Below are 15,104 nucleotides of genomic sequence, written 5' to 3' on the forward strand. Positions count from 1 at the left end.
CCCCCCCCCCCCCCCCCCCCCCCCCCCCGCGCCCCCCCCGGCCGCCCCCGCCGCCGCCGGGGGGGGGGACCGGGGGCCGCGGCGTAACCGCCGACCTACGGGGAGCCGGGCGGGCCGGCGCACACCGAGCCGGTCTCGTAGATCGTGCCGACGTCGTCGGGTTCGGGCAGCGCGGTCGGGAGCTCCGACGGCGGCGCGGTCGGCTCCTGCGCGGCCGGCAGGGCGACCTCGACCGCCCCGCAGTAGCGGGTGCCCGGGCGGATGCCCGCGTCCAGCCGCTTGACGACGGTCGTGCCCACGCCCGGGATCTCGTCGGCGAGGATCACCCGCACCGTCTCCCCGCCGCCCTCGGGCCGCAGGACGAGCACGTTGCTCTTGTCATGGGCCTCGGTGTCGAGGAACGACACCGTCACGTACGGGGCGTCCAGCTTCAGGCTCAGCAGCCGTGACGCCGCCGAGGAGGGCGTCGCGAGCCCCACCGCCAGTCCGCACGCCAGCACCGCCCCGACCGGGGCCCGATACCTCCAGGTCAGCCGCGTCATGGGGGATTCCCTTCGCAGACAGAGCGCACGCTCCGATCGTCTGCCCGGGCGCGGACCCCGGCAAATCGCGGCGTCCGCCGCCCGGGACCCGGCACGCAACACCCCGGGGGTGCGGGCCGACGCGCTGCCGGGGACCGCGAAGAGTGAGACCCTGGCTGCATGGACCAGCGGGGACGCACCCCGGCGGTCGACTGGCCCGCGCGGCCCGACCTGAGCCTGGCGCTCAACCGCATGGGCACCTTCGACTGGGACCTCGACAGCGGCCGCATGCACCTGGACGCCACCGCCATCGAGGTCCTCGACCTGCGCCCGGACCAGTTCGACGGCACCCCCGACGGGCTGCGCGCCCGGGTCGTCCCGGACGACCGGGCCCGCCTGGAACACCGCGTCCAGCAGGCGCTGCGCGACGGCCGCAGCCACTACGGGGCCTACTTCCGCACCCTCCGCCAGGACGGCGGCACCGCCTGGGCCCACCTCCAGGGCCACGTCCTGCGCGACCCGTCCGGCCGCCCGTACAGGATCATCGGCATCCTCCGCGACGCCGCCCACGACCCCGGCGAACCCGGTGCGGCGGGGGAGCGCGACGAGGGCCGGCGCCGGATGACCGGGGTCGTCGAGCGGACCGCCGCCATCCTCGCGCACGCCCGTACCGTCAACGACGTCACCGACATCCTCAAGGACCCCGAGGGCCTCGGCCACCTCGGCGCGGTCAGCGTCATGCTCGGCGTCGTCGACGGCGGCCGGATCCACCTCGTCGCGGAGGGGCAGCTCGGCGCGTACGTGCCCGAGATCGAGTACACCCGCATCGACGCCCGGCTGCCGATGAGCGAGGCCGTGCGCACCCTCCAGGCCGTCTACCTCTCCTCGCGGGAGGAGTTCCGCCGCCGCTACCCCGAGCTGTGGCCGTACATCGAGCCGCTGTCCGTCCGCAGCGGCGTCTACCTCCCGCTCATCGCCCAGGGCCGCCCCATCGGCGCGCTCGGACTGCTCTACACCCGCGACGGCGACTTCACCGCCGAGGAGCGCAACCTGCTGGTGGCGCTCGGCAGCGGCATCGCGCAGAGCCTCCAGCGGGCGATCCTCTTCGAACAGGAACACGACCTCGCCGAGGGCCTCCAGCGGGCCATGCTGCCCCGCAGCATCCCCGAGGTCGCGGGCGCGCGGATCGCCGTACGGTACCGGGCGGCCCGGATCGGACAGGACATCGGCGGCGACTGGTACGACGTCATCCCGCTCGGCGAGGGCCGCGTCGGGGTCATGATCGGCGACGTCGAGGGCCACGACACGGACGCGGCGGCCGTCATGGGCCAGCTGCGCATCGTGCTCCGCGCCTACGTCCTGGAGGGCCACACCCCGGGTGCGGCCATGGCCCGAGCCTCCGCCTTCCTGCGCGACCTCGCCTCCGAGCGCTTCGCCACCTGCACCTACGCCGAGGCGGACCTGAACACCGGGATGCTGAGCCTGGTCCGGGCCGGCCACCTCGACCCGGTGGTCCGGCGCGGGGACGGCAGCTGCCACCGGGTCCAGGTGGCGGGCGGGCTCCCGCTCGGACTGCCCCCGCGCGAGCCCCCGGACACCGGCTGCGGCTACCCCGTCACCAGCCTGGAGCTCCACCCCGGGGACACCCTGCTGCTCTTCACCGACGGCCTGATCGAACGGCCCGGCGGCGACCTGGAGACCGGGATGCGGGAGTTCATGGACGCGGCCTGCCGGGGCCCGGTCGACGTCGAGGAACTCGCCGACGTGCTGTGCGACCTCGTCGGCGACGCGGGCGGCGGGGACGACATGGCCCTGCTCGTGCTGCGCCGCCGCGGCACCCCCGCCCCGCGCGGCGGCGGGCCGCTCAGCCGGCACCTGGAACCCGGTGACCCGGACGGCCCCGCGGTGGCCCGGCACCTGATCCGTGCGGCGGCAGCGGCCTGGGGCGCCCGGGAGCGGGCCGACGAGATCGAGCTGGCCGCCGACGAACTGATGACCAACGCGCTGGTGCACACCGAGGGCGGCGGGCGGGTCGGGATGCGGCTGACCGCGGACGGCCGGATCCGCATCGAGGTCGAGGACTCCAGCAGCGCCCTGCCGCGCCGCCGCGAGGCGGACGACTGGGCGGTGTCGGGGCGGGGCCTGATGCTCGTCGAACGGCTCGCGGACGGCTGGGGCGTGGAGCCGCGGGGGAGCGGCAAGTGCGTGTGGTGCGAGTTCGCGGTCCCCGCCCGGGGATGAGGCCCCGTCGGCGGGCGCCGTGACGAGCAGGGTCGACATCCGCAAGGAAGCGGCGAACGTCCGTGCGGAGGGACGGACGCGCAACGGGTCGGCAGAGAACCGGCCCGGGCAGCGGGGGTGAACCCGTGTCGGACCCGGCTCCGCCGTCCGCGCGGCGGTACGACGGGTGCGAACGGCTGAACCTGCCGGTCCACGCGGTGCGCCCCGGTTCTGATGGTCGTACAGTATGGCGATCCTGCCGGGGTGATGAGCCTCCGCCCGCTGCTGCCCGTCCTGCTGAGCGCCGCCCTCCTGGGCCCCGCGCCCGCGTACGCCGCCCCGGCGGGCCCCGGTGACGGCATCGAGACGGCCCGGACCACCCGTCAGCTCGCCCCCGGGATCCGCCTGGAGTCCTGTGACCGGCTGGAGGGCGACCGCTGGCTGCGCATCGACGAGCTGGTCGCCGACCTCGACCCGCGCGGCGGCGTACGGGCCGAGTACCTCGGGACCGGCGGCGGCACCGGCCCGGCCACCCTCGCCGAGGCCGTCGCCCGGTACCGGCCCGGACCCGGGCGGCGCGTGGTCGCCGCCGTCAACGGCGACTTCTTCGACATCCGCGGCACCGGAGCCCCCCTCGGCCCCGGCGTCGGCTCCGGCCGGCTCCTGCACTCCGCCTCGCCCGGGCCCGGCGGGGGCGCGGCCGTCGGCTTCGGCCCGGACGGGGCCGGCCGCCTCCTGCGCCTCGGCCTCGACGGGACGGTGACCCTGCCCGGCGGGCGGGCGTACCCGCTGGCCGGGTACAACGCTGCCAAGCCGCCGGCGGAGGGGTTCGCCGCCTACACCGCCGACTGGGGCGGCACACGCCTCCCGGCCCTGGGGCCCGGGCCGGCCGTGGCGCTCCGCGACGGCAAGGTGGCCTCCACCGGCCCCGCCCCCGTGGGGCGGCCCGCCCCCGGCACCACCCTGCTGACCGCCCGCGGCACCGCCCAGGCGGCCGCCCTCGCCGCCCTGCGCCCGGGGGACGCGGTGGCCGTCACCGCCCGGCCGCTGCCCGCGTCGGGGACGGCCCCGGTGACGGCGCTCGGGGGGCGCGGCACCCTGGTCGCCGACGGGAGGCCGCTGAACCACGACGGCGAGGCAAACGACGCCGCCGCCCCGCGCACCGCCGTCGGGCTCTCGCGCGACGGCCGGCGGCTGAGCCTGGTCGCCGTCGACGGGCGCCAGCGCGACAGCGGCGGACTGACCCTCACCGGACTCGGCGCGCTGATGCACCGGCTCGGCGCCTACCAGGCCCTCAACCTCGACGGCGGCGGATCCACCACCCTGCTCGCCGCCCACCCCGGGGCGGACGCCCTCACCCTGGAGAACTCCCCGTCCGACGGGCACCAGCGCCCCGTGCCCAACGGCCTCGTCCTCACGGCCCCGGCCGGCACCGGTCCGCCGGCCGGCTTCCGCGTCGAGCCCCTCGGCGGAGCCACCCGGCTCTTCCCCGGCCTGACCCGCACCCTCGGCGCCACCGCGTACGACGCCTCTCTCGCTCCGGCCGCCGCGACCCCGCGCTGGACCGCCGACCGGGGCCGGATCGGTCCGGACGGCGTCTACCGTGCGGGCCGTCCGGGCCCCGCCGTGGTCCGGGTCTCGGCCGCGCCGCAGCCGCGGGCCGGGGCCGCTGCGGATGCCGTGCGCGAGGCGCCCGGGGGGCCCGAGGGGGCGCTGCGGCTCGACGTGCTCGGCCCGCTCGCCGGGGTGCGGGCCGTGCCCGCCAGGATCGGGCTCGAACGGCGCGGGGAGAGCGCCGGTTTCGTCCTGACCGGCTACGACGCCCAGGGGGCCGCCGCCCCCGTCGAGCCCCGGGACCTGACCCTGGACTACGACCGCACCCGCTGGCGGGTCGCCGAGGACGGCCGGGGCGGCTTCACCGTCACGGCCCTCGTCCCCCAGGCCGCCGGCCGGCTCTCCGCCACCGTCAGGGCCACCGGCGCCACCGCCGAACTGGCGCTCGGCGTCGGCGCGGTGACCGCGCCCCTGGCCGGCTTCGAGGACGCCGCCGCCTGGACCGGGCCCGGCGCCGCCCCCGCCGAGGGCCACCCCGGCCCGGGACTCGCCCTGGAAGCGCGCGCCGGAGCGGCGGCGGCCCCGCCCCGGACGCTTCCCGTACCGGAGCTGACCCGCGCCCTGTCCCTGTGGGTCGGCGGGGACGGCTCGGGGGCCCGGCCCGCGGTGGAACTGGCGGGGGCCGACGGGGTACCGGTGACCCTGCGCGGCCCCGCCGCCGACTGGACCGGCTGGCGGGAGGTCAGGCTGCCGGTCCCGGCCACCGCCGAGCAGCCCCTGCGCGTCACCCGCCTCTCGGCGGCTCCGGGCGCCCGTCCCGGCCGGCTGCTCCTGGACACCCTGACCGCCACGACGGCGCCCACCGGGCCCGCCGCCCCCGCCGCCGCCCGGCCGGACCCGGTGGTGGCCACCGCCGCCCACGTCGCCGCCCGGGCCTGGCGGTTCGCCGTGGGCGGGGCCCCCGGCGGGGACGCCGACCTGGTGCTGACGGGGGCCGAGCGGACGACCTTCCTGCACCGCGGGGTGCGCTTCGTGCCGCTCGACACCGGCCGCCGCACCCTCGACCGGGGCGCCGGACTGGCCCGCATGCGGACCCTGCGCCAGGCCCTGGACACCGCCGCCCGCGAGCCGGGGACGGCCGCGCTGGCCGTCGTCCTGCCGTACGCGCCGGAGGCCCTGGACCGCAAGGAGGCCGCCCTCCTGGCGCGGCGCCTCGCCGAGTTCCGCCGTACGACCGGGAAGGGGGCGGCGGTCGTCACCCCCGGCGCGCCCCGCTTCACCGCCGGACGCGACGACGGCGTGCCGACCGTCGCCGCGCCCCGCACCGGCCGGACCCTCTTCGGGGTCGACACCTCCCCGGCGCCGGGCCGCGACTGGCTGTCGGTGGCCCCGCCCGCATGATCCGGAAGAGGCGGCCTAGAGGCGCACGAGGGTGACCTCGGTGGCCTTCACGCTCGTCCAGACCGCGGCGCCGTCGGCCACGCCCAGCTCGGCGGCCGCCTCCGGGGTGATCTCCGCGACCAGGTCGGGGGCCTCCGCCGAGCCGACCAGGACCCGCAGCCGGCTGCCGACCGCGGTGACCTCGCGCACGGTGCCGGGCCAGACGTTGCGGGGGCTGCCGCCGGGCCGGTCCCGGTGCACGGACACCGCCTCCGGGGCGATGATCGCCAGGGCCTGCGCCCCCTCCGGCAGCGCTTCGGCCACCACCAGCCGTCCGCCGCCCGCCAGGGCCAGCCCGTCGGCGGAGGCGGTGCCCGCCCAGGCGTTGCGGCCCAGCATCCGGGCCACCCACGGTGAGCGGGGATGCCGGGTGACCTCGGCGGGCGGGGCGTCCTGGAGGGTGCGCCCGTCGGCCAGGACGAGGACCCGGTCGGCCAGGGACACCGCCTCCACGGGGTCGTGCGTGACGATCAGACACACCCCGCCGAAGCCCGCCAGGTGGGTCCGCAGGGTGTGCCGCACGTGGGCCCGGGTGGTCTGGTCGAGGGCGGCGAGGGGCTCGTCGAGCAGCAGCAGCCGGGGGCGGGCGGCCAGCGCCCGGGCCAGGGCCACGCGCTGCGCCTGCCCGCCGGACAACTGCGACGGCCTGCGCTGGGCGAGGTGGCCCACGCCGAGGCGGTCCAGCCAGGCCTGCGCCTCGCGGCGGGCCTCGCCGCGCGGCACCCCGCGGGCACGCAGCCCGTACGCGGTGTTGGCGAGGGCGCTCAGGTGCGGGAACAGCGCCCCGTCCTGCGGGACCCAGGCCACCTGGCGGCGGTGCGGGGGCAGGGCCGTGACGTCCGTGTCGCCGAGCCGCAGTTCGGCGCGGGCGCGCGGGGTCAGGCCCAGCAGGGCGCGCAGCAGGGTGGTCTTCCCGGCGCCGTTCTCGCCCACCACGGCGATGGTGGTGCCGGGTTCGGCGTCGAGGGTGAGCCGGTTGAAGCCGGTGACCTCGGCGTGCAGGGGCCAGCGGCCGCCGTCGGGGGCGGCGGGCCCGAGGTTCCCGCCCGGGCCTCCGTCCGGCGCCGCCGCGGGCTCCTCGGGGCCCGCGGGGGCGGTCCCCCCTGAGGTGCGGGCGGCCGGGGTGCCCGTCCAGCGGCCGCGCAGGGCGATCAGGACGCCCATGGCGATGGCGAGCAGCAGCAGCGACACCGAGGTGGCCGCCTCGGGCTTGTCCTGGAGCAGCAGGTAGACCTGGAGGGGGAGGGTCTGGGTGGTGCCGGGCAGGTTCCCGGCGAAGGTGATGGTCGCGCCGAACTCGCCCAGCGCCCGGGCCCAGGTCAGGGCCGCGCCCGCGATCAGGCCGGGGGTGACCATGGGCAGGGTCACCGTGAAGAACACCCGGACCGGCGCGGCGCCGAGGGAGGCGGCGGTCTCCTCGTAGCGGGGCCTGAGCCCGCCGAGGGCCCCCTCCAGGCTGATCACCAGGAAGGGCATGGCGACGAACGTGGCGGCGACGACGGCGCCGGAGGTGTGGAAGGGCAGGGTGACGCCGAAGGTGTCCTCCAGCCAGGGTCCGAGCAGCCCGCGCCGGCCGAAGCCCAGCAGCAGTGCGACACCGCCGACGGTGGGCGGCAGCACCATCGGCAGGAGCACCAGCGAGCGGACGAACGCCTTGCCCCTGAACTCGACCCGGGCCAGCAGCCAGGCGAGCGGCACCCCGAGCAGGAGGGAGAGGCCGAGCGCCCAGGCGGAGACCACCAGCGAGAGCCTCAGGGCCTCGACGACGCCGGGGCTGGTGAGGTGGTCGGTGAGCTCGCCCCAGCTGGTGCGGACGAGGATGCCGATCAGCGGCAGCAGCAGGAACGCCACGGCGAGCAGCGCGGGGAGCGCCAGCGCCAGGGGCGGCCGGGTGCGGATGCGGAGTCTGCTCATGGGATTCCTGGTCGGAGCTGCTGCGGAGGGCTGGAGGGGAGCCCGGGGGCGGGGACGCCCGGGGCAGAGGTCGTGCAGGAGGGGGCTGCCCGTCCCCCCGGACCGGGCAGCCCCCTCCTGGGTGGGGTGTCACGGCTTCTGGAAACCGGCGTCCTGGAGGATCTTCTGCGCCTCCGGCGTGCTCAGCCAGGCCACGAACGCGGCGGCCGCCTCGGCGTTCTTGGACTGCTTCAGCGTGGCGGCCGGGTAGGAGGCGACGGCGTTCTGGTCGTCGGGGATGTCGACGGCGACGACCTTGTCGCCGGACTTGGCGGAGTCCGTCTTGTAGACGAGGCCGGCGTCGGCCTCGCCCAGCTCGACCTTGCTCAGGACGGCGCGGACGTTGGGCTCCTGGGAGACCGGCTTCACCTCGATCTTCTGGGCGTCGAGGATCTGCTTGCTGTAGCGGCCGACCGGGACCTCGGGCGCCGCGAGGACGACCTTGATCTTGGAGTCGGCGAGGTCCCTGAGCTCGTCGATCTTGAAGGGGTTGCCCTTGCCGGCGGCGATGACCAGGCGGTTCTTCGCGATGACCGTGGCCTCGCCGGTGTCGGCCCTGAGGCCGTCCATCGTCTTGGTGTCGGCGGTGACCAGCGCGTCGGCCGGGGAGCCCTGCTTGACCTGGGCGGCGAGCTCCTGCGAGCCGGCGAAGGAGAAGGTCACCTTGGTGCCCGGGTGGGACTTCTCGTAGGCCTGCCCGGCCGTCTTGAAGACGTCGGTGAGGGAGGAGGCGGCCAGCACGGTGAGGTCGGCGGCCTTGGTGCCGGCGGAGGCGGCGGCCGAGGCGGACGGGCCGGCGGCCGCGTCGTCCTTCTTGTCGTTGCCGCCGCAGGCGGACAGCGGGACGAGCAGGGCGGCGGTCAGTACGGCGGCGGCCGCGCGGCGGCCGGTCGGGATGGCGTGCACGGAAGGGTGCTCCTCGGTCGGGTCGGCGGCCGGCCGGGTGCCGGGCCGCTCGGTGTGACCCGCGCCGTGACGGGCGGAGCGGGTGGGGACGGGCGGTGGGTGCGCGACGTACGGTGCGCGGGGCGAGCGGGGACGGGCGGTGTGCCGGGCCGGGACGGGATCAGGCGCGGTCGATGTGCACGCTGGTCGACTTCACGCGGGCGGTGGCCTGCATGCCGATTTCCAGTCCCAGTTCCTCGACGGCCTCGCGGGTCAGCAGGGAGACCAGGCGGTGGGGGCCGGCCTGGATCTCGACCTGGGCGGCCACGTCGCCGAGCGTGACGGCGGTGACGATTCCGGGGAAGGCGTTGCGCGCCGAGGTGTAGGGCTCCCCGTCCTCGGTGTGGGCGCCCTGCCCCACCTCGACGGAGAAGGCCGCGAGGTCACGGCCGTTGATCAGGCGGCGCCCCGCCTCATCGCGATGGGTCGCGACCCGGCCGGCGTCGGCCCAGCGGCGGGCGGTGTCCGGGCTGACGCCCAGGAGACGCGCCGCCTGTCCGATGGTGTAGGACTGCATGTGCGACAAGGTAGGCGCAGGTAGACCGCATGTGCAATTCGTTTGGCTCGTTCTCTATCGCAGATGCCATGGGTCTTGTGGTATCGCCCAAAAAGCGGTCCGCTGACCGGCCGGGGGATCGATAGGCTCGGCGCATGGCTGATACGAAGAGCACGGACGGAGCGGTCGGCCCTGGTCCGGTGGAGGCGGGGACGGCGCGGGTGGACGCCTGGATCTGGTCGGTCCGGCTGACCAAGACGCGGTCGGTCGCGGCGACCGCCTGCCGGGCGGGACACGTCAAGGTCAACGGCGAGCGCGCCAAGCCGGCGCAGCAGGTGAAGGCCGGGGACGAGGTGCGGCTGTTCCACGCGGGGCGGGAGCGTGTCGTGGTGGTGCGCCGGCCCGTGACGAAACGGGTGGGGCCGCCGGTGGCGGCGGAGTGCTTCATCGACAACAGCCCGCCGGTGCCGACGCGCGTGGAGGCGGCCGCCGTGGGCCTGCGGGACCGGGGGGCCGGGCGGCCCACCAAGCGGGAGCGCCGGGAGTTCGACAGTCTTCGGGGACGGTAGCCGGTCGGAGGACGGGGCGGAGGTGCGGCCGCGCCCCGCCCCGCGCCCCCGACCCGGCGCCCCGGCCGCATGCGGGGGCGCCCGGCCCGGCTGATCGCGTCAGGTCTTGCGGTAGCCGTAGGCCTCCGAGGCCGCCGCCGCGACGGCCTCCACCGAGGCGCCCGCCGACGCCGCGACCACCGCCGCCACCGCGCCCTCCAGGAACGGGGCGTCCAGGAGGCGGGAGTCCGGGGGGAGTTCGCCGTCCTCCAGGAGGGCCTTCACCGTCAGGACCGAGCTGCCCAGGTCCGCCAGCAGGGCGACGCCGGCTCCCCGGTCCACCGAGGCGGCCGCCGCCAGGACCAGTTCCGCGCTCGTGCCGAGGCCGCCGTCCGGGCCGCCGCCCGCCGCGGCCACCGGTGCCACCGCTCCGCCCGCCGCCAGGCCCCGGGCCAGCTCCGCGACCGATTCCGCGACCTGGGCGCTGTGCGACACCAGGACGATGCCGACCGGGGTCATGCGCCGCTCCCGTCCGCCGTCCGCGCCAGAGCGGCCAGGAGGAGCGCCGAGGAGGTGGCGCCCGGGTCCTGGTGGCCGATGCTGCGCTCGCCGAGGTAGCTGGCCCGGCCCTTGCGGGCCAGTATCGGCACCGTCGCCAGGGCGCCCGCCTCCGCCGCGGCCCCGGCCGCGGCGTAGGACGTGCCCAGCGCCGCCACCCCCGGGACCAGCGCGTCCAGCATCGTCTTGTCGCCCGGGGCCGCCCCGCCCAGCCGGGCCACCGCGTCCACGCCCGCCTCCAGCGCCCGGTGCAGCGCGGCGTCGGAGACCTCAGGGTCCTCTCCGAGCTCCTTGCCCGTGCTGCGCAGCAGCGTGCCGTACAGGGGGCCGGACGCGCCGCCGACCGTCGAGATCAGCGTGCGGCCCGCGAGCTGGAGGAGGGCTCCGGGCGCCGTCGAGGGGTCCGCCCCGGCGAGTGCGGCCCGCACGGCCGTGAAACCGCGCAGGAGGTTGGTGCCGTGGTCGGCGTCGCCGATGGGGGAGTCGAGCTCGGTCAGCCGGTCCGCCTCCCGTTCCACCGCCGTGGCGGCGGCCTCCAGCCAGCGTCGGAAGAAGTCTGCGTCACGCACCGGAATCCTCTCGTCCCATTGTCTCGCCTCCCGGTTCCTCAGCGGCCCCAGCGCAGCGCCGGGGTCTGCACCGGGGCGTCCCAGAGCCGCAGCAGCTCCTCGTCGGCCCGGCACAGGGTCACCGAACAGCCCGCCATGTCCAGGGAGGTGACGTAGTTTCCGACCAGCGCGCGGGCCACCGGGACCCCGCGCGCCTCCAGTACCCGGGCCACCTCCGCGTGGAACCCGTACAGCTCCAGCAGCGGGGTCGCCCCCATTCCGTTGACCAGGGCCAGGACGGGGCCGTCCGCCGGGCCTCCGGTCTCCGCGAGGCCGTCCAGTACGGCGCCCACCGCCACGTCCGCGATCTCCCGCGAGGTCATCATGGCCCGTCGCTCCCGGCCCGGCTCGCCGTGGATGCCGATGCCCAGCTCCAGTTCGCCGGCGGGGAGTTCGAAGGTCGGGCTGCCCTTCGCGGGGGTGGTGCAGGCGCTGAGGGCGACGCCGAAGCTGCGCGAGCTCTCGTTCACCCGGCGGGCGAGGGCCGCGACCCGCTCCAGCGGCGCCCCCTCCTCGGCGGCCGCCCCGGCGATCTTCTCGACGAACAGGGTGGCGCCCGTTCCGCGCCGCCCTGCCGTGTACAGGCTGTCGGTGACGGCGACGTCGTCGTTGACGAGGACGCGCTCCACCCGCAGCCCGTCCTCCTCGGCGAGTTCGGCCGCCATCTGGAAGTTGAGGACGTCCCCGGTGTAGTTCTTCACGACGAACAGGACGCCCTGCCCGGAGTCCACGCTGGTCGCCGCCCGCAGCATCTGGTTCGGCACGGGACTGGTGAACACCTCCCCGGGGCAGGCGGCCGAGAGCATCCCGTAGCCGACGAAGCCGCCGTGCAGCGGTTCGTGGCCGGAGCCGCCGCCGGAGACCAGGCCGACCCGGCCGCCGGACTTCGCGTCCCGCCGCACCACCACCCGCTGCTCCACGTCCACGTCGAGCTCGGGGTGGGCGGCGGCCATCCCGTGCAGGGCGTCGGCGACGACGGTGTCCGCGGAGTTGATGAGCATCCTCAAAACTGCCTCCCAGGTGGCGCGGCCGTCCGGCCCCGTTGGCGGCCGGGGCTTCGCAGTCAACCACGGCCGGGCGCCGGATCAGGGGAGGAACGGCCAAGAAGCAGGCAGGTCAGCCGTCCTGCTCCCGCAGTCGGCGGCTGACCTCGCCGAGGCCGTCGGCCAGCGCGTCGAGCTGCTCGGGGGTGAGCACGTCGACGAGGGCCCGGCGGACGGCCGTCACATGGCCGGGCGCCGCCGCCTCCAGCCGGGCCCGGCCGGCGTCGGTGAGGACGGCGAAGACCCCGCGCACATCGGAGGGGCAGCTGCGGCGCCGGACCAGCCCGGCCTTCTCCATCTGGGTGACCTGGTAGGTCAGCCCGCTCTTGGAGTTGACCAGCCCGTTGGCCAGTTCGGTCATGCGCAGCTCGCCGCCGGGCGCGGCGGCGAGCCGCACGAGGATCTCGTACTGGGGATGGGAGAGTCCGGAGTCGTCCTTGAGCTGCTGGTCGAGATGCCGGTTCACCAGGGCGGAAGCGGCCAGGAAGCCCCTCCAGGCCCGCATCTCGCGCTCGTCGAGCCATCTCGTTCCATCCATGCCGCCAGGGTACACGAGTTGTTCGAATTTGAATCAGTGGCTAGTCTCGTGTTGGCGGTTCGAATTTGAACAACCTGCTCGCCGAACCACTCCTCGGGCCGCCCCGACCGGAAGGAAACACCCATGACCAGCGCCTCCGCCACCGCGACGAAGGCTACGGCCACGGCACCGGCCGCCTCCGCCACCCCCACCGCCGCCGGCCGCGACGCCGGCCTGCTGCTCCTGCGCCTCGTCCTCGGCCTGACCGTGGCCGCCCACGGCACCCAGAAGCTCTTCGGCTGGTTCGGCGGCGGCGGGATCAGCGGCAGCGGCCGGTTCTTCACCTCCGTCGGCTACCCGGCGGGCGACACCATGGCCGCCCTCGCCGGCCTGACCGAGACCCTCGGCGGCCTCGGGCTCGCCGCCGGCCTGCTCACCCCGCTCGCCGGGGCCGCCGTCACCGGCACGATGATCAACGCCCTCGCCGTCCACGGCGCGGGTGCCTTCTTCGCCCCCAAGGGCATGGAGTACGAACTCCTCCTCGCGGCCGCCGCGGCCGCCCTCACCCTCACCGGCCCCGGCCGCCACGCCCTCGACCGCGTCCTGCCGCTCCCCGTGCTGCGCACCCCGCGCCCCTCGCTCGGCGCGGCGGCCCTCGTCCTCGGCCTGGTGCTCGCCGCAGTCACCCTCCTCGTCCGGGGCTGACCGCCCGGCCGTCCCCGTCCCGGCGGCGGGGACGGCCCGCGCCGTCCCCGTCCCGGCCGGCTGATTGGCCCGGGGAGATCGGGGGAACAGCGGAGGAATGACACACCCCATCGAAGACTACGCACTCATCGGCGACCTCATGACCAGCGCACTGGTCGCCCGCGACGGGTCCATCGACTGGCTGTGCCTGCCCCGCTTCGACTCCGGCGCCTGCTTCGCCGCCCTCCTCGGCGACGAGGAGAACGGCCACTGGAGGATCGCCCCGGCCGGCGCCGCCGAGGGCGAGCGGTGCACCCGCAGGGCGTACGCCGACGGCTCACTGGTCCTGGAGTCCCTCTGGGAGACCGACGAGGGCACCGTCAAGGTCACCGACTTCATGCCGCAGCGCGACATCGCCCCCGACGTCATGCGCATCATCGAGGGCGTCTCCGGCCGGGTGACCGTCCACAGCACCCTGCGCCTGCGCTTCGACTACGGCCACGTCGTCCCCTGGGTCCGGCGCAGCGGCAGCGACCGGGTCGCCGTCGCCGGACCGGACTCGGTCTGGTTCCGCAGCGAGCCCCCCGTCCGCACCTGGGGCGAGGACAACAGCACCCGATCCGAGTTCACCGTCGGCCCCGGCGAGAAGGTCGCCTTCGTCCTGACCTGGCACCCCTCGCACGAGCCGCGCCCCGACCGCGTCGACCCGTACGAGGCCCTGGAGCAGAGCCTCGCCGACTGGCGGGACTGGTCCGCCCAGTGCCGCTACCAGGGCCCCTACGCGGAGGCCGTCACCCGCTCCCTGATCACCCTCAAGGCCCTGACCTACGCCCCCACCGGCGGCATCGCCGCCGCGGCCACCACCTCCCTGCCCGAGGAACTCGGCGGCGTCCGCAACTGGGACTACCGCTACTGCTGGCTGCGCGACGCCACCCTGACCCTCGGCGTGCTCCTGAGCACCGGCTTCCGCGACGAGGCGCGGGCCTGGCGCCGCTGGCTGCTGCGCGCCGTCGCCGGCGACCCGGCCGACCTCCAGATCATGTACGGGATCGGCGGCGAGCGCCGCATCCCCGAGATGGAACTGCCCTGGCTGCACGGGTACGCCGGCTCCGCACCCGTCCGCGTGGGCAACGCCGCCGTCGACCAGCTCCAACTGGACGTCTACGGCGAGGTCCTCGACTCCCTCTACCTGGCCCGGTCCACCGGACTGGCCTCGGAGCGGCACGCCTGGAAGATCCAGCTCGCCCTGCTCGACTTCCTGGAGGACAACTGGCGCCGCCCCGACGAGGGCCTGTGGGAGGTACGGGGCCCGCGCCGCCACTTCACCCATTCCAAGGTGATGGCCTGGGTGGCCGCCGACCGGGCCGTGAGGACCCTGGAGGCCGCCCCCCAGATGCCCGGTGACGTGGAACGCTTCCGGGCCATGCGCGAGGAGGTGCACCGCGACGTCTGCGAGCACGCCTACGACCCCGACCGTGGCACCTTCACCCAGTACTACGGCTCGCGCGAACTGGACGCGGCGACCCTGCTCATCCCCCGCGTCGGCTTCCTCCCGCCGGACGACCCGCGTGTCATCGGCACCGTCGACGCGGTACGGGCCGAGCTGGGCAGCAGCGGACTGGTCCGCCGCTACAGCACCGAAGGCCCCTCCGTCGACGGGCTGCCCGGTGACGAAGGGGCCTTCCTGGCCTGCTCCTTCTGGCTCGCGGACGCCCTGCACATGACCGGCCGGCCCAAGGAGGCCCGCGAGCTCTTCGAACGCCTGCTGGCCGTCCGCAACGACGTGGGCCTGCTCGCCGAGGAGTACGACCCCACGAGCGGGCGCCAGCTCGGCAACTTCCCCCAGGCCTTCAGCCACATCGGCCTGGTGAACACCGCCCTCACCCTGGGCGCCGACGGCCCCTGAACCACGCGGACGGGGGGGGGGGGGGGGGCGGCCCGCCCCGCCCCCCCCCCCCCCCCCGGGGGCCCCCGGGGGGGCGGGGGGGGCGCCGGCCGGGGGGGGGGCGCGGGGAGG

13 protein-coding genes are annotated in these 15,104 nt (G+C 76.3%); 5 read left to right on the forward strand and 8 right to left on the reverse strand.

The genetic code is table 11. From position 1 onward, the window contains the following. Positions 1-95: 95 nt before the first annotated feature. Positions 96-542, reverse strand: a complete 447-nt coding sequence (locus tag WDV06_RS32245; RefSeq protein WP_395513361.1) for a hypothetical protein — start codon at positions 540-542, stop codon at positions 96-98. Between the two features lie 159 nt (positions 543-701). Here WDV06_RS32245 and WDV06_RS32250 point away from each other — a divergent pair, with 159 nt between their 5' ends. Both WDV06_RS32250 and WDV06_RS32255 read left to right on the forward strand, forming a co-directional pair. After that, the gene (locus tag WDV06_RS32250; RefSeq protein ID WP_395513362.1) at positions 702-2,762 is read left to right on the forward strand and encodes a SpoIIE family protein phosphatase; all 2,061 of its coding nucleotides are present in this window, start codon (positions 702-704) and stop codon (positions 2,760-2,762) included. 246 nt (positions 2,763-3,008) lie between these two features. Further along, positions 3,009-5,696, forward strand: a complete 2,688-nt coding sequence (locus WDV06_RS32255; RefSeq protein ID WP_395513363.1) for a phosphodiester glycosidase family protein — start codon at positions 3,009-3,011, stop codon at positions 5,694-5,696. Positions 5,697-5,711: 15 nt separating this feature from the next. Here the strand turns inward: WDV06_RS32255 and WDV06_RS32260 are convergent, their stop codons facing one another. The 3 genes from WDV06_RS32260 to WDV06_RS32270 all read right to left on the reverse strand — a co-directional run bounded on the left by WDV06_RS32260 (position 5,712) and on the right by WDV06_RS32270 (position 9,150). Continuing rightward, complete coding sequence (locus WDV06_RS32260) at positions 5,712-7,649, reverse strand: ABC transporter permease (RefSeq protein WP_395513364.1); 1,938 nt, start codon at positions 7,647-7,649, stop codon at positions 5,712-5,714. A 129-nt stretch (positions 7,650-7,778) separates the two neighbouring features. Next, entirely contained in the window at positions 7,779-8,594 is an 816-nt protein-coding gene (gene modA / locus WDV06_RS32265; protein WP_395513365.1) for a molybdate ABC transporter substrate-binding protein, read from the reverse strand. 160 nt (positions 8,595-8,754) lie between these two features. Next, positions 8,755-9,150 carry a TOBE domain-containing protein gene (locus WDV06_RS32270; RefSeq protein WP_395513366.1) on the reverse strand — a complete coding sequence of 132 codons (396 nt, stop codon included), beginning with the start codon at positions 9,148-9,150 and terminating at the stop codon, positions 8,755-8,757. A gap of 134 nt (positions 9,151-9,284) precedes the next feature. Between WDV06_RS32270 and WDV06_RS32275 the strand changes: the two genes are divergently transcribed. Beyond that, the gene (locus WDV06_RS32275; RefSeq protein ID WP_395513367.1) at positions 9,285-9,698 is read left to right on the forward strand and encodes an RNA-binding S4 domain-containing protein; all 414 of its coding nucleotides are present in this window, start codon (positions 9,285-9,287) and stop codon (positions 9,696-9,698) included. A 99-nt stretch (positions 9,699-9,797) separates the two neighbouring features. Here the strand turns inward: WDV06_RS32275 and WDV06_RS32280 are convergent, their stop codons facing one another. The 4 genes from WDV06_RS32280 to WDV06_RS32295 form a co-directional block, all read right to left on the reverse strand. Then, on the reverse strand, positions 9,798-10,196 hold the full coding sequence (locus WDV06_RS32280) for a PTS-dependent dihydroxyacetone kinase phosphotransferase subunit DhaM (protein ID WP_395513368.1): 399 nt from the start codon (positions 10,194-10,196) through the stop codon (positions 9,798-9,800). Beyond that, the gene (dhaL, locus tag WDV06_RS32285; RefSeq protein ID WP_395513369.1) at positions 10,193-10,804 is read right to left on the reverse strand and encodes a dihydroxyacetone kinase subunit DhaL; all 612 of its coding nucleotides are present in this window, start codon (positions 10,802-10,804) and stop codon (positions 10,193-10,195) included. The genes WDV06_RS32280 and dhaL overlap by 4 nt, the downstream gene beginning before the upstream one ends. A gap of 38 nt (positions 10,805-10,842) precedes the next feature. Then, positions 10,843-11,850 carry a dihydroxyacetone kinase subunit DhaK gene (gene dhaK, locus WDV06_RS32290; RefSeq protein WP_395513370.1) on the reverse strand — a complete coding sequence of 336 codons (1,008 nt, stop codon included), beginning with the start codon at positions 11,848-11,850 and terminating at the stop codon, positions 10,843-10,845. A 109-nt stretch (positions 11,851-11,959) separates the two neighbouring features. Beyond that, positions 11,960-12,424 (reverse strand): MarR family winged helix-turn-helix transcriptional regulator, encoded by a 465-nt coding sequence (locus WDV06_RS32295; protein WP_395513371.1) that lies wholly within the window; start codon positions 12,422-12,424, stop codon positions 11,960-11,962. A gap of 123 nt (positions 12,425-12,547) precedes the next feature. Here WDV06_RS32295 and WDV06_RS32300 point away from each other — a divergent pair, with 123 nt between their 5' ends. Continuing rightward, positions 12,548-13,108 (forward strand): DoxX family protein, encoded by a 561-nt coding sequence (locus WDV06_RS32300; protein WP_395513372.1) that lies wholly within the window; start codon positions 12,548-12,550, stop codon positions 13,106-13,108. Positions 13,109-13,205: 97 nt separating this feature from the next. Beyond that, positions 13,206-14,993 carry a glycoside hydrolase family 15 protein gene (locus tag WDV06_RS32305; protein WP_395513373.1) on the forward strand — a complete coding sequence of 596 codons (1,788 nt, stop codon included), beginning with the start codon at positions 13,206-13,208 and terminating at the stop codon, positions 14,991-14,993. Positions 14,994-15,104: the final 111 nt, after the last annotated feature.

The organism is Streptomyces racemochromogenes (genome assembly GCF_044129415.1).
Classification (GTDB): domain Bacteria; phylum Actinomycetota; class Actinomycetes; order Streptomycetales; family Streptomycetaceae; genus Streptomyces; species Streptomyces racemochromogenes_A.

Coding starts and splice junctions, on each gene's coding strand:
- WDV06_RS32245 (WP_395513361.1), bottom strand. CDS start 542: ATGACGCGGCTGACCTGGAGGTATCGGGCCCCGGTCGGGGCGGTGCTG.
- WDV06_RS32250 (WP_395513362.1), top strand. CDS start 702: ATGGACCAGCGGGGACGCACCCCGGCGGTCGACTGGCCCGCGCGGCCC.
- WDV06_RS32255 (WP_395513363.1), top strand. CDS start 3,009: ATGAGCCTCCGCCCGCTGCTGCCCGTCCTGCTGAGCGCCGCCCTCCTG.
- WDV06_RS32260 (WP_395513364.1), bottom strand. CDS start 7,649: ATGAGCAGACTCCGCATCCGCACCCGGCCGCCCCTGGCGCTGGCGCTC.
- WDV06_RS32270 (WP_395513366.1), bottom strand. CDS start 9,150: ATGCAGTCCTACACCATCGGACAGGCGGCGCGTCTCCTGGGCGTCAGC.
- WDV06_RS32275 (WP_395513367.1), top strand. CDS start 9,285: ATGGCTGATACGAAGAGCACGGACGGAGCGGTCGGCCCTGGTCCGGTG.
- WDV06_RS32280 (WP_395513368.1), bottom strand. CDS start 10,196: ATGACCCCGGTCGGCATCGTCCTGGTGTCGCACAGCGCCCAGGTCGCG.
- WDV06_RS32295 (WP_395513371.1), bottom strand. CDS start 12,424: ATGGATGGAACGAGATGGCTCGACGAGCGCGAGATGCGGGCCTGGAGG.
- WDV06_RS32300 (WP_395513372.1), top strand. CDS start 12,548: ATGACCAGCGCCTCCGCCACCGCGACGAAGGCTACGGCCACGGCACCG.
- WDV06_RS32305 (WP_395513373.1), top strand. CDS start 13,206: ATGACACACCCCATCGAAGACTACGCACTCATCGGCGACCTCATGACC.